Source organism: Pseudomonas sp. DF11 (genome assembly GCF_058148565.1).
This window is the reverse complement of sequence record NZ_JBYVYN010000003.1, coordinates 514,285-536,627: the sequence shown is the minus strand read 5'-3', so window position 1 is coordinate 536,627 and position 22,343 is coordinate 514,285. Positions and strand designations below refer to the sequence as shown.

Sequence of the window (22,343 nt, the reverse complement as noted above, 5' to 3'; positions counted from 1 at the left end):
GTTCTGTTAGTGGTTGAAGGTGGATAACTAGGCTATACATCCGGTCAAGTTTCAATGTTGCGGTGAGCGACATGTCTTCAAAAGAACAAGGTGTTCAGGTTGTCTATAGCTATGACCCGCTTGACCGGCACACACACACCAAAAACTCAGACGGTACGCGCGTCCAGATATTTTACTGCGGCGATCGTGTCGCTACTGAACTAGCGGGCGATACTGTACGTACGGTATTTGAAGCCGAAAGCGCTGTCCTCGCCCAACAGACCACGAACGAGGGCGACCAGGAAACCACGTTGATCGCCCACGATGACAAACGCTCGACCCTTCTCAGCCTGAGGACGAACGAGGCAGAGCCTGAAACCACGGCATATACCGCGTTCGGCCACAGCCCTGTCGACAAATCCTCGCAGCGGGTGTTGGGCTTTAATGGGGAGCGTCCCGATAAAAACAGTGGTTTCTATTTGTTGGGCAATGGTTACCGCGCTTTTAATACGGTGCTGATGCGCTTTAATAGCCCGGACAACCGAAGCCCATTTGGTGACGGGGGTATTAATGCCTATGCGTATTGTGCGGGCGACCCGGTTAATAAAACGGATCCGTTTGGGCATTCCTGGATGTCGCTCTTCAAGGGTATAGCTAATCTTGCTGGACGGCAGCGTCCGACGATGCTGTACGTTGGTAAGTATGTCCAAGCGACGTCCTCCAAGACCCAGTTCAAAATTTATGCAAGGTCATCTGTCGACGATACCTTTAAGCGTGTGGGCCGCTTCCCCCGAAGCAAAGGGTACACGCAAGCAGAAATCGTTGAACTGGCCGCGAAAGATAATGCAACAATGATCACTAGGGACAACAACATTTCGGCAATACGGGCGGCCAATAAACAAATGTTAGACGCCGCTGCTGCAAGGGAAAGAGCAGTAAACAATAAGATGAGTGCTGATCCGCGCGTTCAGGCGCTTAAATTGGATTTACGAAACGCTGAGTTGGATGTTGCCAGCGCCCGTAGGGCGTTTAAATCACGTGGAGGTAGGCATAATCACAAAAATGATTTTACTCGCCGCGAAGAAGACGCGTTCTCTAGGGTGGAAGATATACAAGTTCAGCTGAGAACTATAAGAAACAACTATGAAGACGAAGTGTGGCTAAAGGAACTCCTGAAATAGACTTCCTGAGTTTGCAAGCTGTCCGGACACCCGTCATTGAGCTTTTCGATGATTAAACAGATGACCTTCGCCGACGCCGAGTACGTCGGCAAGCGCAAGCAGACCCGCAAGGAATTGTTCCTGACCGAGATGGATCAGGTGGTGCCCTGGATGGGTTTGATCGCCCAGATCGAGTCCTATTATCCGAAGGGCGCAGGTGGTCGTCCCGCCTACTTGTTGATGGCGATGCGGCGTGTTCATCTGATGCAGAACTGGTTTGGCTACAGCGATCCGGATGAAACGACCATCCTGCGTCAGTTTTCGGGCCTGACACAACCTGTGGGAGCGGGCTTGCTCGCGATAGCGGTGGGGCAGCCGAGCTGGCGGCCTGAGTGCCACCAGCCCTTTCGGTTTGGGGCGAGTTGCTAGCGTGGATCGGCGATATCCAGTGCCCGATTCGCCAACAGTTCGCTCAGCTCAATCACTTGCTGGATACCCAGAGCAACATGTCGACGAGAACCCTCGAGGTCGAACGCCAAGTCGCTGATCATGGCGTTGGCCGAGGCCAGGTTTTCGCTGAGGTTGGCGAGCAGGCTTTCGCTGTCGATGCCCTCCACGATAGTGACGCTCCTATGGGGAATGGGAGCCGCCAAGACCTGTCGCTAAACAGAATGGTAGCGACTGCACGCAGGTTAGCGAACCGGACATAGGCACCCGGCACACCCGAAGGTCTTCTACATACAGCCGCCATGACGTAATTGCGGTTAGATCCCGCAATGAAGCATGGTTGCTTATGTGCCTATGGTTCGGGTCGCTAAACCCGACCGCTGATTCGTCAGCGACCAGGAAACGATTGAGCCCGGCCCCAAGGCGCACAAGCGGGCGGATTCTGGCTTAGTTGTAGGCAAAGGCGCAAGGCGACGTAGCCTCAGGACGAACGCTCCTTGTTACTGGGTATTTGTCTGTAAGGCTCAATGCCTGCCGTTAAGGGGGCGGGTGTTAACACCATGTCATGCGGCCCCAACCTGTGGGAGCAAAGCTTGCTCGCGAAAGCGGCGGGCCAGTTTGCCTGGATGTTGGATGTGCCGGCCTCTTCGCGAGCAAGCCCGCTCCCACACTGAATCTTCAGTGGGCAAAAAAAAATTGTGTTTGGCACAGACCCCACATTGGTCTTGTGCCAGTCCTTAATCTCCCGGTCACTCTTAATCCCCTGTGGGGCGGGCTTGCTCGCGAAAGCGGTGTATCAGCTTGCATGGATGCTGAATGTACCGCCGTCATCGCGAGCAGGCTCGCTCCCACACTGTATGTTGGGTGTTAGTTGGATTGGAGATAACGCTTATTCGAAACCATTCTGTCGGATGGCGGCATTTCTGCTGCTTCTGCGGCGTCCTATCTGGTGAACCGGCCTGTTCAGAACTAGATTTCTTGAGCGCCGTCAGGCCCCGGCTTTATCCGGAAAAGAAGGAAATGGCTATGAATAAGCTGCTACGCATGATGTTTTTGCTGAAGGTGCTGGTGATGCTGTCCCTGGGTTCTACGGCTGCGTGGGCGGAATGCGATGAGCATGAGCAGCACGCGTCGAGTGGGCAAGTGGTGCAGGGTGAGTTGATGCTGGCAGCGTCCGATTCGGATGCTGGTGATCCGGACGATGGCGAGGATGATGATGGCTCGCCAGTCGATCCGCCGGACGGTGATGAAGATGAAGAGGGTGAAGGCGATACCCAGACGTAAATTTCTGACCTAAAGAAAACCCCTCCAGCCCCAACTGAGACTCAGTCGGGGCTGGAGGGGTTTTTTATGCAGGGTGCATGACCCAAGGCGAAGACTTACCCCTGTGGCGAGGGGATTTATCCCCGCTGGGCTGCGCAGCAGCCCCCAAACCAGGCAACTCGGAGTGCCAGGAGCATTGCATTTCACTGCTTTAGGGCTGCTGCGCAGCCCAACGGGGATAAATCCCCTTGCCACAAGTGCTCTATCTGCTTTGCCTTACACCTTACGCCGCGCCGTCGAGGAACTGCTCAGCGTAGTGACACGCCACCTGCCGGTTATCCAGCAAACGCAAGGCCGGTTCTTCGGTCTTGCAGCGCTCGGTGGCGTAGGGGCAGCGCTTGTGGAAGGCGCAGCCGGGCGGTGGGTTGAGCGGGTTGGGCAGTTCGCCGACGATCTTGATCTTCGGCTTGTTCGGGTCCGGGTGGATGGTCGGGGTAGCCGACAGCAGCGCCTGGGTGTACGGGTGCAGCGGGCGGCTGTAGATCGACTCGTTGGGGCCCATTTCCACCGGGCGACCGAGGTACATCACCATCACGTCGTCGGCCACGTGTTGCACCACCGCCAGGTTGTGGGAAATGAACACGTAGGCGGTGTTGAATTCCTCCTGCAAGTCCATGAACAGGTTCAGCACCTGGGCCTGGATCGACACGTCCAGCGCCGACGTCGGTTCGTCCGCCACCAGCACCTTGGGTTGCAACATCATGGCGCGGGCCAGGGCGATGCGCTGGCGCTGGCCGCCGGAAAACATGTGCGGATAGCGCTGGTAATGCTCGGGGCGCAGGCCCACCTGCTTCATCATCGCCTGGACTTTTTCCCGCCGCTCGGTGGCCGACAGGCTGGTGTTGATCAGCAGCGGCTCGGCCAGTTGATCACCGATTTTCTGCCGTGGGTTGAGGGATGCGTACGGGCTCTGGAACACCATCTGCACGTCTTTGCGCAATTGCTTGCGCTCGGCCTTGTTGGCGCCGGCCACTTCCTGGCCGGCGATTTTCAAGGAGCCGGAGGACGGTTCTTCGATCAGCGTCAGGGCCCGGGCGAGGGTGGATTTGCCGCAACCGGATTCACCCACCACGGCCAGGGTCTTGCCGGCCTCCAGTTCGAACGACACACCGTTGAGGGCACGTACGGTGGCATGGCCCTTGAACATGCCACGGGACACTTCGTAATGACGGGTCAGGTCACGGGCGGTAAGTACGACGGCCATCACGCCACCTCCTGGTTCAACGGGTAGAAGCAGCGGGCGAGGCTGTTGGATTTCGGATCGAGGGCCGGGCGTTGCTGGCGGCAGTTATCCTGCACGTACGGACAGCGCGGCGACAGCAGGCAACCCTGCGGACGGTCGTAGCGACCGGGGACGATGCCGGGCAAGGTCGCCAGGCGCTCGGCGCCCATGCTGTGCTCCGGAATCGCCGCCAGCAGTGCTTCGCTGTACGGGTGGGCGGGGATGTCGAACAACTCCGGCACCTTGCCCACTTCCACCGCTTGGCCGGCGTACATCACGCACACGCGCTGGGCGGTTTCAGCCACCACGGCCAAGTCGTGGGTGATCAGTACCAGGCCCATGTTCTGCTCTTTCTGCAACGCCAGCAGCAGGTCCATGATCTGCGCCTGGATGGTCACGTCCAGGGCGGTGGTCGGTTCGTCGGCGATCAGCAGTTTCGGCTCGCCGGCAATCGCCATGGCAATCGCCACGCGCTGGCTCATGCCGCCGGACAGTTGGTGCGGGTAGGCGTCCATGCGGCTGGCGGCACCAGGGATCTCGACTTTTTCCAGCAGTTCGATGGCGCGCTTGCGGGCGGCCTTGCCGGACATTTTCAGGTGCAGACGCAGCACTTCTTCGATCTGGAAACCCACGGTGTAGCTGGGGTTGAGCGCGGTCATCGGGTCCTGGAAGACCATCGCCAGGTCCTTGCCGACGATCTGCCGGCGCTGGCGGCTGCTCAGCTTGAGCATGTTCTTGCCGTCGAAGTTCAGTGCATCGGCGGTGACGATGCCGGGGTGCTCGATCAGGCCCATCAGCGCCATCATGGTCACGGATTTGCCCGAGCCCGATTCGCCGACGATGGCCAGCACTTCGCCTTTTTCCACGGTCAGGTCCAGGCCGTCGACCACCGGCACGGCGGTGGCGTCGCCGAAGCGAACGTTGAGATTCTTGATTTCTAGCAGTGACATGGGAATCTCCTCAGGCGGCATTCTTGAGTTTCGGGTCCAGCGCATCGCGCAAACCGTCGCCCATCAGGTTGATTGCCAGCACGCTGAGCAAAATGGTCAGGCCAGGCAGGCTCACCACCCACCAGGCGCGTTCGATGTAGTCGCGGGCCGAGGCCAGCATGGTGCCCCACTCCGGGGTTGGCGGTTGTACGCCGAGGCCGAGGAAGCCCAGGGCGGCGGCGTCGAGGATCGCCGAGGAGAAGCTCAAGGTCGCCTGGACGATCAGCGGTGCCATGCAGTTGGGCAGCACGGTGATGAACATCAGGCGTGGCAGGCCGGCACCGGCCAGGCGGGCGGCGGTCACGTAGTCGCGGTTCAGTTCGCCCATCACGGCGGCGCGAGTCAGGCGCACGTAGGACGGCAGCGAGACGATGGCGATGGCGATCACGGTGTTGATCAGGCCTGGGCCGAGGATGGCGACGATCGCCACGGCCAGCAGCAGCGAAGGCAGGGCTAGCATGATGTCCATCAGACGCATGATGGTCGGGCCGAGCAGGCGCGGGAAGAACCCGGCGAACAGCCCCAGCAGGATGCCCGGGATCAGCGACATCACCACCGACGACAAGCCGATCAGCAGCGACAGGCGCGAGCCCTGGATCAGGCGCGAGAGCAAGTCGCGGCCCAGCTCGTCGGTGCCCAGCAGGAACTGGATCTGCCCGCCTTCAAGCCACGCCGGCGGCGTCAGCAGGAAGTCGCGGTACTGCTCGCTCGGATCGTGAGGGGCGACCCACGGCGCGAAGATGGCGCAAAACACCACCAGGATCATGAACAGCAGCCCGGCCACGGCGCCCTTGTTGCGGGAAAACGCCTGCCAGAATTCTTTGTACGGGGACGGGTACAGCAGGCTTTGATCGACTGCTACCGCGGTAGTTGGAGTACTCATGGTTTTGATCTCAGCGCTGGTGACGGATGCGTGGGTTGGCAAAGCCGTAGAGGATGTCCACGACGAAGTTGACCAGAATCACCAGGCAGGCGATTAACAGGATGCCGTTCTGCACCACGGGATAGTCCCGGGCGCCGATGGCTTCGATCAGCCACTTGCCGATGCCCGGCCAGGAGAAGATCGTTTCGGTCAGGACCGCACCGGCCAGCAGCGTGCCGACTTGCAGGCCGACCACGGTCAGCACCGGGATCAGCGCGTTGCGCAGGCCATGCACGAATACCACGCGCGAAGGCGACAGGCCCTTGGCGCGGGCGGTACGGATATAGTCTTCGCGCAGTACTTCGAGCATCGAGGAGCGGGTCATGCGGGCGATCACCGCCAGCGGAATGGTGCCCAGCACGATGGCTGGCAGGATCAGGTGGTGCAGGGCATCGAGGAACGCACCGGGCTCATCGGCCAGCAAGGTGTCGATCAGCATGAAGCCGGTTCGCGGCTCGATGTCGTAGAGCAGGTCGATCCGCCCCGACACCGGCGTCCAGCCCAGGGACACCGAGAAGAACATGATCAGGATCAGGCCCCACCAGAAGATCGGCATCGAATACCCCGCCAGGGAGACGCCCATCACCCCATGGTCGAACAGGGATCCTCGCTTGAGTGCCGCGATCACCCCGGCCAAGAGGCCCAGGATGCCGGCGAACAACAGGGCGGCCATGGACAGTTCCAGGGTCGCGGGAAACAGAGAGCTGAACTCGGTCCATACGCTTTCACGGGTACGCAGCGATTCGCCGAGGTCGCCGTGGGCCAGTTTGCCGATGTAGTCCAGGTACTGGGCATACAGCGGTTTGTTGAGGCCAAGGCGTTCCATTGCCTGTGCATGCATTTCGGGATCGACCCGACGTTCGCCCATCATCACTTCCACGGGATCGCCGGGGATCATGCGAATCAACGCGAAGGTCAGCAAGGTGATGCCGAAGAACGTGGGGATCAGTAATCCCAGTCGGCGGGCAATAAAACTAAACATCTTCAGGTGTACCTCATCAGCCGGTTAGGCGTGCCCGGCAACTCTTGGGTCAAGAGCGGCCGGGCGTTTTCTTATCTACTTCACCTGGGTGGTGGCGAAGTTGTTGGTGGTGAGCGGGCTAATCACATAACCCTCTACGTTGTTGCGCATTGCGGTGAACATGCGGGTGTGGGCCATGCTGATCCACGGTTGGTCCTGGTTGAAAATCACCTGGGCCTGCTCATAGAGCTTGATGCGCTCCTCAGGGTTCACTGTGGCGCGAGCCTGGTCGATCAGCGCCTGGAATTTCTCGTTGCACCAGCGCGCGTAGTTTTCGCCGTTCTTGGCCGCCTCGCAACTGAGCATAGGCGTCAGGAAGTTATCCGGGTCGCCGTTGTCGCCCGCCCATCCGGCGGAGACCATGTCGTGCTCGCCGTTTTTCGCGCGCTTGAGCATTTCGCCCCATTCCATCACGCGGATGTCGACCTTGATCCCGACCTTGGCCAGGTCGGCCTGCATCATCTGCGCGCCGAGCATCGGGTTGGGGTTGGTCGGGCCGCCGCCGTTGCGGGTGAACAGGGTGAACACGGTGCCTTCCGGCACGCCGGCTTCCTTGAGCAGCTCGCGGGCCTTGTCCAGGTTGCGAGGTGGGTTCTTCAGGTCGTGGTTGAAGCCCAGCAGGGTCGGCGGATACGGGTTGACCGCCACGGTGGCGTTGCCCTTGCCGAACAGTGCGTTGACGTAGGCTTCCTTGTCGAAGGCCAGGTCGATGGCTTTACGCACCCGCACGTCGCTCATGTATTTGTGGCTGGTGTTCAGGGCGGTGTAGGAGACCGTCATCGCGTCCAGCTCAGTGACCTTCAGGTTCGGGTCTTTCTTGATGCTGGGGATGTCATCCGGTTTTGGATACAGCGCGATCTGGCACTCGTTGGTCTTGAGCTTTTGCATGCGCACGTTGTTGTCGGTGGCGATGGCCAGTACCAGGGCATCGGCCGGCGGCTTGCCACGGAAGTAGTCCGGGTTGGCCTTGAAGCGCACCTGGGCGTCCTTGTTGTAGCGCTGGAAGATGAACGGCCCGGTGCCGACCGGCTTGCTGTTGAGATCGCCGGCCTTATTGGCCTTGAGCAATTGGTCGGCGTATTCGGCCGGGTAGATCGAGGAGAAGGCCATGGCGATGTCGGCCAGGAATGGCGCTTCGCGACGGGTCAGGCTGAACTTGACCGTGTGTTCGTCGACTTTCTCGACGCTTTTGAGCAGTTCTTTGAAGCCCATGCTTTCAAAGTACGGGAAGCCCACGCTCGACAGTTTGTGCCACGGGTGATTCGGGTCCAACTGACGCTGGAAGCTCCAGACCACGTCGTCGGCGTTCATGTCGCGGGTCGGCTTGAAGTATTCGGTGGTGTGGAACTTGACGCCCTTGCGCAGGTGGAAGGTGTACGTCAGGCCATCGTCGCTGATGTCCCAGGATTCGGCCAGGGCCGGAATCACTTCGGTGGTACCGGGCTTGAAGTCGGCCAGGCGGTTGAAAATGGTTTCTGCCACGGCGTCGGCAGTGACTGCAGTCGTGTACTGGACCATGTCGAAACCTTCCGGGCTGGCTTCTGTACAAACCACCAGGGGTTTGGCCGCGGCGCCAACGGCGACACTCAGCAAGGCAGCGGCGATGGCTGCGCGTAGGGGGATCATGTTCATCGTCAATCCTCTGCAATCGGGTAAATGGCAAAAGACCGGGCGGTTGACCTTGTGAGTCGACCGCCCGGTGGGAGTTTAGAGAATGTTGAACGGAATGGTGGTGACCAGGCGGAACTCGTTGAGGCTGCCGTCGGCCTGGTTTTCGCTGGCGCGGTGTGCGGTGTAGGTCGCACGGATCGCGGTGGCTTTCAGAGGACCGCTCTGTACGGCATAGGACGCGCCGACGCCGTATTCGTAGTGGTGCTCACCGTCCATGGCCCGCACGTCGCTATAGCCAGTGCTGTTGTAGTGGGTACCGTCGATGCCCCAGCCGCGCGCCTGGTAGATGTTGAACTTCAGGCCAGGCACGCCGTATTCGGCCATGTTCAGGCCGTAGGCGATCTGGAAGGATTTCTCGTTCGGGCCGTTGAAGTCCGACAGCAGGGAGTTGGCCAGGTAGATGCCGTTGGTTTCGTGCAGGTAGTCGAAGTACTCGTTGCCGTTCACTTCCTGGTACGAGAAGGTCAGGCTGTGGGCCTGGTGCGTCAGGCCGAACGACAGGGAATAGGTGTCGTTGTCGATCTCGCCGAGTTTGCTTTTGCCCGAGTCCACGGTCTTGTAGTAGTTCAGGCCGGTGGTCAGGCTCAGCACCGAGCTGTCGCCCAGTTCATGGGTGGCGCCGAAGTAGTACTGGTTCCACATGTCCTCGGCCTGGGTCGCCCAGAGGCTGGTCTTCAGGCTGGCCAGAGGCTGGTAGGTGATACCGGCGGTGTTGACGTGATCGGTTTCAACGCTGCTGTCGCCGTATTCGGAGCGGAATTTGCGCAGGCTCTCTTCGGTACGCGGCGAGTTGCGGTCGAAGGTGGCGATATCGAGCGCCAGGTTTTCGAATTCTTCGCTGTGCAGGCTCACACCCTGGAAGCTGGAGGGCAGGGCACGGTTGCCGATGACGTCGACCATCGGGCTGCTGAAGTTCTGGCGGCCGGCGGTCAGGGTGGTGTTGGAAACGCGGGCCTTGATGTTGGCCAGGCCCAGTTTGCTCCACTGGCCTACGGCGTCGCCGCCTTCGCGGGTCAGGGTACGGTTGTTGCCGGCGCCAGGACGGGTGGTCGGTGCGCCGCCATTGTTGGACGCCAGGTCCTTGCGGTCCTGATCCAGGGCGATGGCGTTGTAGGCGGCCAGTTCGGTGCTGAAGCCTACGGTGCCTTCGGTGAAGCCCGAGTTGTACTTGATGATGGTGCCTTGCAGCCAGTTGATACGTCGGTCGGTCTCGCGTGCTTCGCCGTTCTTGCGATAGGTGAGTTTCGCGCCGCGCTTGAATTGCTCGTTGGCGTACCAGTTGCGAGTGGTGCCACTGATGGACTGGCCTTCGATGAAGCCCTTGGCTTCGCTTTGCTCGCTGGTGGTCTTGAGGGTCACAGGAGTGACCGCCTGGCTCTGCGATTCGGCATAGGCCGTCGCGGTGATGCTGCTTATGGCCAGGGCCAGTATCGCGGTGCTGCTCAGTTTCATGGGTAACGCTCCTTTCTTTCTTTTAATGCCGTTCTTTTTTGGTGATACGGCTATTGGTTTTTGCAACTCATTCACAGCTGGCAAACGTTTGCATGGCGCCTGATCGGCGAATTCAGGCAAGACGTCTGCGTGAGGGCTTCCAGAGGAAACCCTCGCTGCGTGGCTATACGGTTATGGGTTCAGGCTGACGCCCGAGAACACGTTGCGACCGAAGGGGCTGACTTTGAACCCTTCGACTTTGGCACTCAGCGGCTGGTTGACCGTCGAGTGGGCAACAGGAGTGATCGGCACTTGCTGCTTGAGCAACTGCTGGGCCTGTTTGTAGAGCACGGTGCGCTGGTCGCGGTCGGTGACGACCTTGGCCTGCTTGATCAGCTTGTCGTAATCCTGGTCACACCACATGGAGTAGTTGTTGCCACCAATGGCGTCGCAGCTGTACAGCGTGCCCAGCCAGTTGTCCGGGTCGCCATTGTCGCCGGTCCAGCCGATCAGGCTGATGTCGTGCTCGCCGTTCTTGGTGCGCTTGATGTACTCGCCCCATTCGTAGCTGACGATCTTCACTTTCAGGCCGATCTTCGCCCAGTCGGCCTGGAGCATCTCGGCCATCAGTTTGGCGTTGGGGTTGTACGGGCGTTGCACGGGCATGGCCCAAAGGGTGATTTCGGTACCTTCCTTGACCCCGGCGGCCTTGAGCAATTCCTTGGCCTTTTCCGGGTTGTAGGCGGTGTCCTTGATGGTGTCGTCGTAGGACCATTGGGTCGGCGGCATAGCGTTCTGCGCCAGTTGCCCCGCGCCCTGGTACACGGCATTGAGAATGCCTTGCTTGTTCACCGCCATGTCCAGCGCTCGCCGCACTTCGACCTGGTCGAACGGCTTGTGGCGGGTGTTATAGGCGATGTAGCCGAGGTTGAAGCCGGGCTTCTCGATCAGTTGCAGCTTGGGGTCGTTCTTCAAGGCCGGCACGTCGGCCGGGCGCGGATGCAGGGTGACCTGGCATTCGTTGGCCTTGAGCTTCTGTACCCGTACCGAGGCATCGGTGTTGATGGAGAAAATCAGGTTGTCCAGCTTGACCCGTTCCGGTGCCCAGTACTGCTTGTTGGCGACATAGCGGATGTTGGAGTCTTTCTGGTAGCTCTTGAATTCGAACGGCCCGGTGCCGATCGGCTTCTGGTTGATGTCGCTCGGCTTGCCGTTCTTGAGCAACTGGTCGGCGTATTCGGCCGACAGAATCGCGGCGAAACTCATGGCGATGTTCTGGATGAAGGCCGCGTCCACGCTGTTAAGGGTCATGACCACGGTCAGCGGCCCGGTCGCTTCTACCTTGGCGATGTTCTTGTTCAGGCTCATGCCGTTGAAGTACGGGAACTCGGTGGGGTAGGCCTTGCGGAACGGATGCTGCGGATCGAGCATGCGGTTGAAGGTGAACAGCACGTCGTCGGCGTTGAAGTCCCGGGTCGGGGTGAAGTAGTCGGTGGTATGAAATTTCACGCCTTCACGCAGGTGAAAGGTGTATTTCAGGCCGTCCTCGGAAATATCCCAACTGGTCGCCAGGCCCGGGACGACATTGGTCGCGCCTTTTTCGAACTCGGCCAGGCGGTTGTACAGCGGTTCAGCAGCATCGTTGTCGGTGGCCGTGGTGTATTGCGCGGTGTCGAAACCGGCGGGGCTGCCTTCGGAACAGAACACCAGGCTGCTGCCAGCGGCCTGCGCTGCGGATGTCGCGGCCAGCAGGCCGGTGCCCAGCAATGCGGATAAAACCAAGGTATGGCGCATGACGCTCCCTCTCTCGTTCGGGGTGTTTTAACAGTGAACCGGTGTCCTTCCGGGAACAGGTCCGGAGCACTGGGCTCATTCCATTGCGTAGCGATGCCGCAGGGCTGGCAAGCCGTCCAGGCCTCGACGGTATGAGTCGTGGACCGGGCGGTAAATGCGTAATGCCTGAAAGACTTGTGGGAAAAGGCGATACGTCCTAAACCAACTGCTGTGGTACGCAGTGTTTTTGGATGTAGGCGATTTCCTGAGTCTTGGTCTCGGCCGATAAAGCAACGGCGACGTTGAAGACGCCGCCGTTGCCTATCTTTAGTTGCTGACGCTGACGCCGTAGAAGGAGTTCAAGCCGAATGGGCTGATCTTGAAATCCTGCACGTTGGCGCGCATGGGTTGATACACCGTCGAGTGAGCGATAGGTGTCATTGGCACGGCATCCTTGAGGACGTGTTGTGCCTGTTTGTACAGTTCGGTGCGCTTGGACTGGTCGGTGGTGCGCTTGGCTTCCTTGACCAGGCCGTCGAACTTCTTGTCGCACCATTTGGAGAAGTTGTTGCCGGCCAGCGAGTCGCAGCCAAACAGCACGTTGAGCCAGTTGTCCGGGTCACCGTTGTCACCGCTCCAGCCGATGATCATCGCCTGGTTCTCGCCGCCTTTGGAGCGCTTGATGTACTCACCCCATTCATAGCTGACGATGTTGACGTTCAGGCCGATCTTCTTCCAGTCGGACTGCAGCATCTCGGCCATCAACTTGGCGTTCGGGTTATACGGACGCTGGACCGGCATCGCCCACAGGGTGATGTTGGTGCCTTCCTTGACGCCGGCTTCCTTGAGCAGCGCCTTGGCTTTCTCAGGGTCGTACTTGGCGTCCTTGATGGTGGTGTCGTAGGACCATTGGGTCGGCGGCATGGCGTTGACGGCCAACTGGCCGGCACCCTGGTAGACCGAATCGATGATCTGCGGCTTGTTGACCGCCATATCCAGCGCCTGACGGACTTTCAGGTTAGCCAGCACGTTCGGCTCGTTGCTGCCCTTGATCTTGTCCATCACGTTATAGGCGATGTAGCCCAGGTTGAAACCCGCCTGGTCAGGCATTTTCAGCGCTTTGTCTTCCTTCAGGGCCTTGAGGTCGGCCGGGCGTGGGAAGAGGGTGATCTGACATTCGTTTTTCTTGAGTTTCTGCATGCGCACCGACGGGTCGGTGGTGATGGCGAAGATCAGGTTGTCGATCTTCACGTCCTCAGGCTTCCAGTAGTCCTTGTTCCCGGTGTAGCGGATGTTGGAGTCTTTCTGGTAGCTCTTGAACACGAACGGGCCGGTGCCGACCGGCTTCTGGTTGATGTCGGGTGCCTTGCCTTCCTTGAGCAACTGGGCGGCGTACTCGGCGGACTGGATCGAGGCGAAGCTCATGGCCATGTTCTGGATGAACGCGGCGTCGACATCCTTGAGGGTGAACTTGACGGTGTGGTCGTCGACTTTGTCGATCTTGGTGATGTTGGTGTCCATCCCCATGTCGGTGAAGTACGGGAATTCGGTCGGGTACGCCTTACGGAACGGGTCGTCCTTGTTGATCATGCGGTTGAAGGTGAACAGCACGTCGTCGGCGTTGAATTCGCGGGTCGGCTTGAAGTACGGGGTGGTGTGGAACTTGACGCCTTCACGCAGGTGGAAGGTGTAGGTCAGGCCGTCTTCGGAAATATCCCACTTGGTCGCCAGGCCAGGAATCACAGCGGTGCCGCCGCGTTCGAACTGGGTCAGGCGGTTGAACATGGTCTCTGCAGAGGCGTCGAAGTCGGTTCCGGTGGTGTACTGACCAGGGTCAAAACCGGCCGGGCTCCCTTCGGAGCAGAACACCAGGTTAGTCGCGGCTTGGGCGAAAGGTGCGCTGGCTAGTAAGCTGGCGCCGACTAAAAACGGAATGACCGCTTGTTTAAGCATGTTGGCCTCATGATTTGTTGTCATTTTTGGATTTGAGGGCGACCTCGTGAGTCGTCCTGCGGATACTTATGCAGGCCCCATACCCAATGCAAGATCCAGAGCGGTCACAAGTCCGAAACAGTGGCACGAACGTACCTTAATGTCGCATCTGTGTAACTTCCGACGCATTTGATCGTTTGCGGGCGTTTTTTTGCGGTAAATCACGCCCTTTCCCGGTGCGCTGCGCAGCCGAAACGCACCGGAAATGGGCGGGTGTTACTTCTTCAAACCCACGCCGTAGAAGGGTGTGAGGCCGAATGGGCTGAGTTTGAAATCCACCACTTGCCTGTTTATCGGCTGGAATACCGTGGAGTTGGCGATCGGGGTGATCGGCACCTGTTGCTTGAGGATTTTCTGCGCTTGTCGGTACAAGTCGATGCGTTGCTGGCGGTCCGTCGAGACCTTGGCCTGCTGGATCAAGCGGTCATACGCCGGGTCGCACCACTTGGCGTAGTTGCTGCCCTTGACCGCCGCGCAGCTGTACAGCACGCCCAGCCAGTTGTCGGGGTCGCCGTTGTCGCCGGTCCAGCCGTAGATCATTGCATCGTGTTCGCCATTTTTTGCACGCTTGATGTACTCGCCCCATTCGTAGCTGACGATGTTGGCCTTGATCCCGATCTTGGCCCAATCCTGCTGGATCATCTGCGCAGACATTCGCGCATTGGGGTTGGAGGCACGCTGCACCGTCATCGCCCATAAATCGATGGTGGTACCCGGTGCAACCCCGGCTTCCTTGAGTAGCGCCTTGGCCTTGGTTATGTCGTGGGGCGCGTCCTGGATGCTCGGGTCGAACGACCACTGTGCTGGCGGCAAGGCGTTCTGTGCCAACTGTCCGGCGCTCTGGTACACGGCCTTGATGATCGCCGGCTTGTCGATGGCCATGTCCAAAGCCTGGCGGACCTTGAGCTGGTCCAGGGGCGGGTGCGTGACGTTGTAGGCGAGGAAGCCCAGGTTGAAGCCGGGCTGCTTGAGCACTTGCAGGTTCGGGTCCTGTTCGATGATCTCGATGTCAGCCGGACGTGGATAGCCGCTGACCTGGCATTCGCCGCGCTTGAGCTTTTGCAGGCGTACGGCGGCGTCCGGGGTGATGGAGAAAATCAGGTTGTCGAGCTTCACATCCTCGGGTTTCCAGTATGCCGTGTTGGCGGCGTAGCGGATCTGCGAGTCCTTCTGGTAGCGCTTGAACACGAACGGTCCGGTGCCGACGGGTTTCTGGTTGAGCTCGCCGGCCTTGCCTTCCTTCAGCAACTGCGCTGCGTACTCGGCGGATTGCACGGATGCAAAACTCATCGCCAGGTTTTGCACGAAGGCGGCGTCGACGTTGTTCAGGTTGAAGCGCACGGTGTGCTCGTCGACTTTCTCGACGCTTTTGATCGTGGTGTTCAGGCCCATGTCGGTGAAGTACGGCGATTCGGTGGGGTAGGCCTGGCGAAATGGGTGTTGCGGATCGAGCAAGCGCTGGAAGGTGAACAGCACGTCGTCGGCGTTGAACTCGCGGGTGGGGGTGAAGTAGTCGGTGGTGTGGAATTTCACGCCTTCACGCAGGTGGAAGGTGTAGGCCAGGCCGTCGGGTGACACGTCCCAGCTCGTGGCCAACCCGGGTTCGACCTCGGTGCCGCCGCGCTTGAATTGGGTAAGACGGTTGAAGACGGTTTCGGCCGAGGCATCGAAGTCGGTGCCGCTGGTGTATTGGCTAGGGTCGAATCCGGCGGGGCTGGCTTCGGAGCAATAGACCAGGGTGGTGGCGGCCTGGGCCATTGGGGCGCTGCTGATCAGGGCTAGGGTGAGTAGGAGTGGTTTGAAGGTGGTTCTGTCCATGAAATCCCTTGGGGGGTGGCGAGGTTTTCAGGAGAGTAGCGTTGTGGGTGGGGGGGTGGAAATATCGAAAAGTGAGGGGGACTGTTGGGTTTGGGTATAGCGCTTTGGACGAGGCGGCCTTATAGCCGGCCAGGATTTTGTTGACCGGGGACATATCCATTGCTGCGGTAACGGCTACTTAGGGTTCCGCCCTGACGGCGGGTCACTTTCGAAAAGCCGGAATGCCGGCCCAGGCGAAAGTAACCAAAGCGCTCCTGCCCCACCACTCGGCACCTCGCCTAGGCTCGGTGTGCCCTCACTCCGGCATTGCTCCGTGGGCCCGCCGCGAAGGACCATCCATGGTCCAGCGCGGCTATCCCGGCATCCATGCCGGGATGCCCACTCCACAATGCCTGCGTTCGGCCATCGTGGTTAACGGGGCGCCAAAATCTACGTCCTACGCGAGGCGGCCTTATAGCCGGCCTGGTTCTTGATGGGACCGCGTTCTCCCTGTGGGAGCGGGCTTGCTCGCGAAGGCGGCCTAACAGCCGACCTATCTCTCCGGTCGTACCTCGATCCAATGGTGGGAGCGAGCTTGCTCGCGATGGCGGTCTAAAAGAGATGCTTGTTAAACCCGGATCTGCACGACTATCCAGGAGACATCATCATCGACATGGGTGGGATCAAGCATCTCGACTTCCAGCAACTGGGTCTGTGTCGCATCGCTCAAGTCAGCCCAGAAACCATCGGTTGCAAAAACCAGTTTTTCACCTTCGATAATCTTTCGAGTGACGATCTCTGGATCTGGTTTATTCCGTGCTTTGAAACACCGACTTATCCGATGCCGGCCTGGATCTGCTGCCAGTTGTCGGTGGTCGCGATCGCGCTTCCAGTTGGCAAGACAGTGAGGTGCTGTGAACCAGGTGATCGGGCTGTTTGAAGAAGCCACGCCAGCGCAGCAGTCGCCTTCGTAAGCGATTGTGAGAAGTCCTGCGGCGGCTACACCGACCAGGTAGCTCGCCGACCCTGTGAAGGCTGTCGAAAAGAGCTGGTCGTGTACCTCATTCAATACTTCCTTGAGTAACGCTGCCGCTTCTTCATGGCTGTTATCGGAACAACCCTGCGCGATTTTCTCGCAATACAATGTGAGTATCTGGTCGGCCAGCGCCTGTGCGAGCTGACCGCTCCCTGGTCTTGACGTGCCGTCTACGACGACAAATAGCCCCCGTGCTCCGTCCAGCCTTGCTCCTACACAGTCCCGGTTTTCATCCCTTGCCTGTCCTTTAACGGACCTGGCTGAGTGAATCATTTGATATCGCTCAGTTGTTTCAGGCGCTGATAAATCAGTTTGCCTCGGCCTGGGCTCGCGCTGACTGAATGCAGGCTTTCTATCAAATAATCCAATGAGTTGAGTGCCAGCAGTTCGGTAATACCGGTCGCAATATATGTTCGTAGTACCTGATCTGCCTGGCTGACCTCCTCTAGCAAACTCTCTCGGCCGTCTACAACGAGAACGATATCCTCGACATCTTGATGGTAGGTGTATCCGTTGCCGCGGCCTTTGAACGCTTCGAGCTTTGTCGCGATAAAGTAGGCGGGTTTGAAAATTTTGATTGCCACCCCGCTGGGTAGAGTGATGGTGTCTGCGTTCGCCAGGCCATCCACAAACCAGCGGTTTTCATAGCCGAGCACCTCCTTCACGGAGGGCATCACGTCGACAGTCACATCGTTGAACCTGAATCGACACGTTACATCGCTGTGCTCGGCGGTAATCTTGAAGCCCTTGTCGGCCAAGCGTTCTGTCAGTCTTTGCCAGTCAGCAATGCCACCTAGCTCAATGACCAGGTCAACGTCGTCAGTGCTGCGGATATCGTCCAGCACAATGTCGTCAGTGCACAGAAGCCAGGTGGTAGAACCGCCAACGAAGGCGACCTCCTGTAACAGCTCGTCGCCCAATCCCTGCGCTACGGCGCTTAACATCTCGTAGTTGTGATCGGAGGCAATGCTCAAAGGCCCATACCTTTTTTAAGCAGTTGGATGGCCACGCTGGTTTCGCGCGGTCCGCCCAACCGTATCGAGTCAACCAAGGCTAAGTAGTGATAGAGGGTTCGATCGTTCTTCACGGCCTCGGGCACTGTCTTGTAAATCGGTTCGATGGTTTGGCCGCGTTCTGTGCCGTGTGGGTCGGGCCAAACGTGGATATTTCCCCCGGCGCTTTTAAGGTATTTGGACAGCACCGGTGATGCAAAGCCTGTTGGAATTCCCCGCGCCAGGGCGCCGGGTTTGACGGGGAAAAAGTACTTCAACGCATGTTCGGTGATCTTTAAAAGCGCCAGGCGGTTTACTTTGGGCAAGGAGGTTTCATAGTCGTTTGTCACCAGTCCAGCCTCCCGACACCGGGCGATTGAGTTTGATATTTCGCTTTTGCTCAAGCCCAAGGATTCAGCCAGGGCTCTGAGGGTGTAGCGGTCCTCCCATTTGGCTGAGGCCCTTTTCTGGGGGGGATCATCGTCGGCGTCCCAGCCTTCCCACTGGAACGAGTCTGCGTCGATGATGCGTTTTATGGCGACCTCTAAGTTGTCCCAGGATTTTTCAGGCGGCGGGGAGGTGATCAATTTGGGTTCGGGGCTGTAGTCATCTGGCAGCAAGTCAATTTGGGATAAGCCGCCCCATGCCACTGTTTGGCTGCCCATCGGAGACACTTCTTCCTGCGCGTGAAGGCTGGCCATTTTGTACATGAGCAAAATATCTTGACTTTTCACGGAGATTAAATCTCTGACTGTCCACATTCCATAAAACGTGGACAAGTGTTGCGCGCTGTTTTTTGTAATGTCAAAACTTATTTTGTAAGCCTGCTCTGAAGAAGATCTGCTGAGGTCAAAACACGCGCCGCCGGACACGAAACCCGTGGCGACCCAGGAAACGGCACAAATCATTCATGTGCGTAGGAACGATCACCTGCTTCACAACGAAACATCCCACGACTTTTTAAGGTTGTCCCTCGGAAATGCGCGCTCTAACCTTTTTCTTGTCGCTGCGAAACAGCGATCGGGAGTGGGAACTCGAAATTAATAGGTCGTAAGCCTCACGACCATAACGGCAAGTGATGGCTCCAATTTTTTATCAGGAGCATGCACATGAATGAAGGAAAAACCGACGCCATCGAAGACCTGCTCAAAGACCGCGCCGCCGCCGAGCGCGCCCTCAATCACTACCTCAACCCAAGGCCTCCAGAGCCAAGCACCGATCAGCGCATCGACAGTCTGTTTTCAGTCACGGCCAAAGCCGACACCGACACGCTCCTGACCAGCACTTCCGAAACCCTGGCCTCGGTAAAAGCCATGGCCGAAGACCTGGCCTTTGAAGTGGAGGGCACGCGGCGCAGTGTGGCGTTGGGGATTCATCAGTTGGTGGAGTTGTGCCAATTGCTGGTGGACAAGGCGTTGGATCAGCTTGAGGCACCGGCCAGCCCGGCCGAAGTGTAGCGAGAGGAGGGATGCGTCCGACCGGTCAACTCAAGTCGGACATACCTGTGGCGAGGGGATTTATCCCCGCTGGGTTGCGCAGCAACCCCAAAAGCAGCGACTCGATAGACCTGACACATCGAGGTGTCAGGGTTGGGTCTGCTGCGCAGCCCAGCGGGGATAAATCCCCTCGCCACAAGGTTGTTTCACTGAGCTGGACGTCTCTATCAGCCCATCATTACGGTATCGACACCTCAATCACCCCATCCGCCGTCATCGTCACTTGGCTGGTGCCTGGTTCGACTTCCGGCGTGACCGACTCAGCATCCATGGACGCCGCTTTCATCATCATCTGCGGGCGCATGAACGGTTGTGGATAACCGTTGGTGTTGAAGTTCAGGTTGACGATTTTGTAGCCCTTGCCGCCCAGGGCGTCGGTGGCCAGTTGGGCGCGGGCCTTGAAGGCGTTGACGGCGTCCTTGAGCAGGGCGTCTTCGCTGCTTTGGCGCACGGCGGTGGAGATGGCGAAATCCATGCCGCCCATTTTCATATCGGTGAGCAATTCGCCAGTGAGCTTGGACAGGGCGGCGAAGTCGGCGCTTTCCAGGCGCAGTTCGGCGCGTTCACGCCAGCCGGTGATTTTCCCGCCTTTGTTGTCGTAGATCGGGTAGCTGCTGCGGCTGCCCTGGCGCAGGGTGATGTCTTTGACCTGTTTGGCCTGGCCGATGGCTTTGTTCAGTGTGGTGCTGACGGCTGCGGCGAGTTTGGCCGGGTCGGTGTTCTGTTCCTCGGTGTAGAGGGTGACGATCATCAGGTCGCGCGCTACGTCCTTGTTGACTTCGGCGCGCAGGGAAATCTGGTTGTAATGCAGCTCATCGGCGGCCAGGGCCGGCAGGCTGGCGAGGGTGCCGAGGCTGAGGGCGAGCAGGGCGGCGGGGCGACTGAACGTGTGCATGAAAGCTCCTTGGGATGAGGCGCAGGGGTAAGGTCCGGGCCTGCGTGAACGGTAAGACTCTAGCTTTTATGGGCGGGTTCGCACAGTTACAACTTCTATACAGATTGCGGGTGAGAGGCTTTTTGTGGCGAGGGGATTTATCCCCGCTGGGGCGTGAAGCGCCCCCCAGAAGATCAGCCATCACACTGAACCAGCGTCATGACACTATTGGGGCTGCTGCGCAGCCCAGCGGGGATAAATCCCCTCGCCACAAGGGACGCAGCAAGGCCGGAGGCTGTGGCGCTTTGCCGCATATCTGCCGCTGCAACCCATGCCTTGGTTATACTCCGTGCGATCCGCCTGGAGCGCTCATCAGGAGAGCTCATGCTCGCCCCTTTGCAAATGACTTCCGCCTCTCGCCAGAACCTCTGGCGCCTGACGTTTATCCGCATTCTGGTCCTGGCGGCCCAGGCCGGTTCCGTGGGGCTTGCCTATTGGTTCGACCTGTTGCCGTTGCCCTGGCTGCAATTGGCGATCACTCTGGCCTGCTCCAGTGTGCTTTGCGCGCTGACGGCGATTCGCCTGCGCACGTCGTGGCCGGTGACCGAACTCGAATACGCCGTGCAACTGGCCTGTGACCTGTTTATCCACAGCGCGCTGCTGTATTTTTCCGGCGGTTCCACCAATCCCTTCGTGTCCTATTACCTGGTGCCGCTGACCATCGCCGCAGTGACGTTGCCGTGGCGGTTTTCGCTGATCCTTTCTGGCATCGCCCTGGCGCTGTACACCTTGCTGCTGGCGCGCTTCTACCCGCTGGAAACTTTCCCCATCGCCCGGGAAAACCTGCAGATCTACGGCATGTGGCTGAGTTTCGCCCTGGCTGCGGCGGTGATCACGTTTTTTGCCGCGCGCATGGCCGAGGAGTTGCGCCGCCAGGAGGAGCTGCGGGCCATCCGCCGTGAAGAGGGCCTGCGGGACGAGCAATTGCTGGCGGTGGCAACCCAGGCCGCTGGCGCCGCCCATGAATTGGGCACGCCGCTGGCGACCATGAGTGTGCTGCTCAAGGAGATGCGCCAGGATCATCACGACCCGGCACTGCAAGAAGACCTCGGGGTATTGCAGGATCAGGTCAAGCTCTGCAAGGAAACCCTGCAGTACCTGGTGCGCGCCGCCGAGGCCAATCGCCGGCTGGCCATCGACATGCAGGATGTCACTGACTGGCTCGACGAGGCGCTGAACCGCTGGCACCTGATGCGCCCGGAAGCCAGTTACCGCTTCCAGCGCCTGGGCCAGGGCCCGGTACCGCGCATGGCGCCGCCGCCGGATCTGACCCAGGCGTTGCTGAACCTGTTGAACAACGCTGCTGATGCCTGTCCCGAAGGGCTGGAGGTGACGCTGGATTGGAACGCTTATGAGCTGACCATCAGCATCCGTGACCATGGCGCCGGTGTACCGCTGGCGATTGCCGAGCAGATCGGCAAGCCGTTCTACACCACCAAGGGCAAAGGTTTCGGCCTCGGCCTGTTTTTGAGCAAAGCCAGCGTGACACGCGCCGGCGGCTCGGTGAAACTCTACCCCCATGAGGAAGGCGGCACGCTCACCGAGCTGCGCCTGCCCCATGCCGACCGAGGAGACGAAACATGAGTGACGAGATCCAAGTCGACGGCGAAGAACTGCCGCACCTGTTGCTGGTGGATGACGACGCTACTTTCACCCGCGTGATGGCCCGGGCCATGTCCCGTCGCGGCTTTCGCGTGAGCACCGCCGGCTCCGCCGAGGAGGGTCTGGCCCTCGCCCAGGCCGACTTGCCGGACTACGCCGCCCTGGACCTGAAAATGGACGGCGATTCCGGCCTGGTGTTGCTGCCCAAGTTGCTGGAGCTGGATCCGGAGATGCGCGTGGTGATCCTCACCGGCTATTCGAGCATCGCCACCGCAGTCGAGGCGATCAAGCGCGGTGCGTGCAATTACCTGTGCAAACCGGCGGACGCCGATGACGTCCTGGCGGCGCTGTTGTCCGAGCACGCCGACCTCGACACCCTGGTGCCGGAAAACCCCATGTCGGTGGATCGCCTGCAATGGGAACACATCCAGCGGGTGCTGACCGAACACGAAGGCAACATCTCCGCCACGGCCCGCGCACTGGGCATGCACCGGCGGACCTTGCAGCGCAAATTGCAGAAGCGTCCCGTGCGTCGCTGAACCTGCGCTGAACAAAT

General features: G+C 59.4%; 18 protein-coding genes and 2 pseudogenes. 6 read left to right on the top strand and 14 right to left on the bottom strand.

Annotation, left to right across the window (positions count from 1 at the left end; all coding sequences use genetic code 11):
* Positions 1-71 precede the first annotated feature (71 nt).
* Positions 72-1,160 (top strand): RHS repeat-associated core domain-containing protein, encoded by a 1,089-nt coding sequence (locus AC30D9_RS12910; protein ID WP_490144144.1) that lies wholly within the window; start codon positions 72-74, stop codon positions 1,158-1,160.
* Positions 1,161-1,211: 51 nt separating this feature from the next.
* Positions 1,212-1,472, top strand: a pseudogene (locus tag AC30D9_RS12905) (transposase); the annotation flags it as partial.
* Positions 1,473-1,564: 92 nt separating this feature from the next.
* Here AC30D9_RS12905 and AC30D9_RS12900 read toward each other — a convergent pair.
* Positions 1,565-1,762: pseudogene (locus AC30D9_RS12900) on the bottom strand (DUF6124 family protein); the annotation flags it as partial.
* An 850-nt stretch (positions 1,763-2,612) separates the two neighbouring features.
* On the opposite strand from AC30D9_RS12900, the gene AC30D9_RS12895 reads away from it, so the two are divergent.
* Positions 2,613-2,870, top strand: coding sequence for a hypothetical protein (locus AC30D9_RS12895; RefSeq protein ID WP_307575636.1), 258 nt, complete (start codon positions 2,613-2,615; stop codon positions 2,868-2,870).
* 262 nt (positions 2,871-3,132) lie between these two features.
* Here the strand turns inward: AC30D9_RS12895 and AC30D9_RS12890 are convergent, their stop codons facing one another.
* From AC30D9_RS12890 to AC30D9_RS12835, 12 genes are all read right to left on the bottom strand, one after another.
* On the bottom strand, positions 3,133-4,113 hold the full coding sequence (locus AC30D9_RS12890) for a peptide ABC transporter ATP-binding protein (RefSeq protein ID WP_134922818.1): 981 nt from the start codon (positions 4,111-4,113) through the stop codon (positions 3,133-3,135).
* Complete coding sequence (locus tag AC30D9_RS12885) at positions 4,113-5,081, bottom strand: ABC transporter ATP-binding protein (RefSeq protein ID WP_134922819.1); 969 nt, start codon at positions 5,079-5,081, stop codon at positions 4,113-4,115. Before AC30D9_RS12885 ends, AC30D9_RS12890 begins: the two co-directional genes overlap by 1 nt.
* Positions 5,082-5,091: 10 nt before the next feature.
* Complete coding sequence (locus AC30D9_RS12880) at positions 5,092-6,003, bottom strand: ABC transporter permease subunit (RefSeq protein ID WP_109753516.1); 912 nt, start codon at positions 6,001-6,003, stop codon at positions 5,092-5,094.
* 10 nt (positions 6,004-6,013) lie between these two features.
* Positions 6,014-7,024: an ABC transporter permease subunit gene (locus AC30D9_RS12875; RefSeq protein ID WP_109753517.1), complete on the bottom strand. Its 1,011-nt coding sequence runs from the start codon at positions 7,022-7,024 to the stop codon at positions 6,014-6,016.
* Positions 7,025-7,099: 75 nt separating this feature from the next.
* On the bottom strand, positions 7,100-8,695 hold the full coding sequence (locus AC30D9_RS12870) for an ABC transporter substrate-binding protein (RefSeq protein ID WP_134922820.1): 1,596 nt from the start codon (positions 8,693-8,695) through the stop codon (positions 7,100-7,102).
* Positions 8,696-8,770: 75 nt separating this feature from the next.
* Positions 8,771-10,186: an OprD family porin gene (locus tag AC30D9_RS12865; protein WP_307575629.1), complete on the bottom strand. Its 1,416-nt coding sequence runs from the start codon at positions 10,184-10,186 to the stop codon at positions 8,771-8,773.
* 171 nt (positions 10,187-10,357) lie between these two features.
* On the bottom strand, positions 10,358-11,959 hold the full coding sequence (locus AC30D9_RS12860; RefSeq protein ID WP_134922822.1) for an ABC transporter substrate-binding protein: 1,602 nt from the start codon (positions 11,957-11,959) through the stop codon (positions 10,358-10,360).
* A gap of 306 nt (positions 11,960-12,265) precedes the next feature.
* Entirely contained in the window at positions 12,266-13,891 is a 1,626-nt protein-coding gene (locus AC30D9_RS12855) for an ABC transporter substrate-binding protein (RefSeq protein ID WP_134922823.1), read from the bottom strand.
* A 255-nt stretch (positions 13,892-14,146) separates the two neighbouring features.
* Positions 14,147-15,748 (bottom strand): ABC transporter substrate-binding protein, encoded by a 1,602-nt coding sequence (locus AC30D9_RS12850; RefSeq protein WP_490144143.1) that lies wholly within the window; start codon positions 15,746-15,748, stop codon positions 14,147-14,149.
* A gap of 607 nt (positions 15,749-16,355) precedes the next feature.
* On the bottom strand, positions 16,356-17,036 hold the full coding sequence (locus tag AC30D9_RS12845; RefSeq protein WP_307575623.1) for a PP2C family protein-serine/threonine phosphatase: 681 nt from the start codon (positions 17,034-17,036) through the stop codon (positions 16,356-16,358).
* Positions 17,033-17,737, bottom strand: a complete 705-nt coding sequence (locus tag AC30D9_RS12840; protein ID WP_307575621.1) for a hypothetical protein — start codon at positions 17,735-17,737, stop codon at positions 17,033-17,035. The genes AC30D9_RS12845 and AC30D9_RS12840 overlap by 4 nt, the downstream gene beginning before the upstream one ends.
* Entirely contained in the window at positions 17,734-18,516 is a 783-nt protein-coding gene (locus tag AC30D9_RS12835; protein ID WP_307575836.1) for a MarR family transcriptional regulator, read from the bottom strand. Before AC30D9_RS12835 ends, AC30D9_RS12840 begins: the two co-directional genes overlap by 4 nt.
* 348 nt (positions 18,517-18,864) lie before the next feature.
* Here AC30D9_RS12835 and AC30D9_RS12830 point away from each other — a divergent pair, with 348 nt between their 5' ends.
* Positions 18,865-19,212, top strand: coding sequence for a DUF6124 family protein (locus AC30D9_RS12830; protein WP_307575619.1), 348 nt, complete (start codon positions 18,865-18,867; stop codon positions 19,210-19,212).
* Positions 19,213-19,429: 217 nt separating this feature from the next.
* On the opposite strand, the gene AC30D9_RS12825 is transcribed toward AC30D9_RS12830, so the two are convergent.
* On the bottom strand, positions 19,430-20,146 hold the full coding sequence (locus tag AC30D9_RS12825) for an SIMPL domain-containing protein (protein ID WP_134922826.1): 717 nt from the start codon (positions 20,144-20,146) through the stop codon (positions 19,430-19,432).
* A 363-nt stretch (positions 20,147-20,509) separates the two neighbouring features.
* Here AC30D9_RS12825 and AC30D9_RS12820 point away from each other — a divergent pair, with 363 nt between their 5' ends.
* Positions 20,510-21,769 carry an ATP-binding protein gene (locus tag AC30D9_RS12820; protein ID WP_307575615.1) on the top strand — a complete coding sequence of 420 codons (1,260 nt, stop codon included), beginning with the start codon at positions 20,510-20,512 and terminating at the stop codon, positions 21,767-21,769.
* On the top strand, positions 21,766-22,326 hold the full coding sequence (locus tag AC30D9_RS12815; protein WP_042732380.1) for a response regulator transcription factor: 561 nt from the start codon (positions 21,766-21,768) through the stop codon (positions 22,324-22,326). Before AC30D9_RS12820 ends, AC30D9_RS12815 begins: the two co-directional genes overlap by 4 nt.
* Positions 22,327-22,343: the final 17 nt, after the last annotated feature.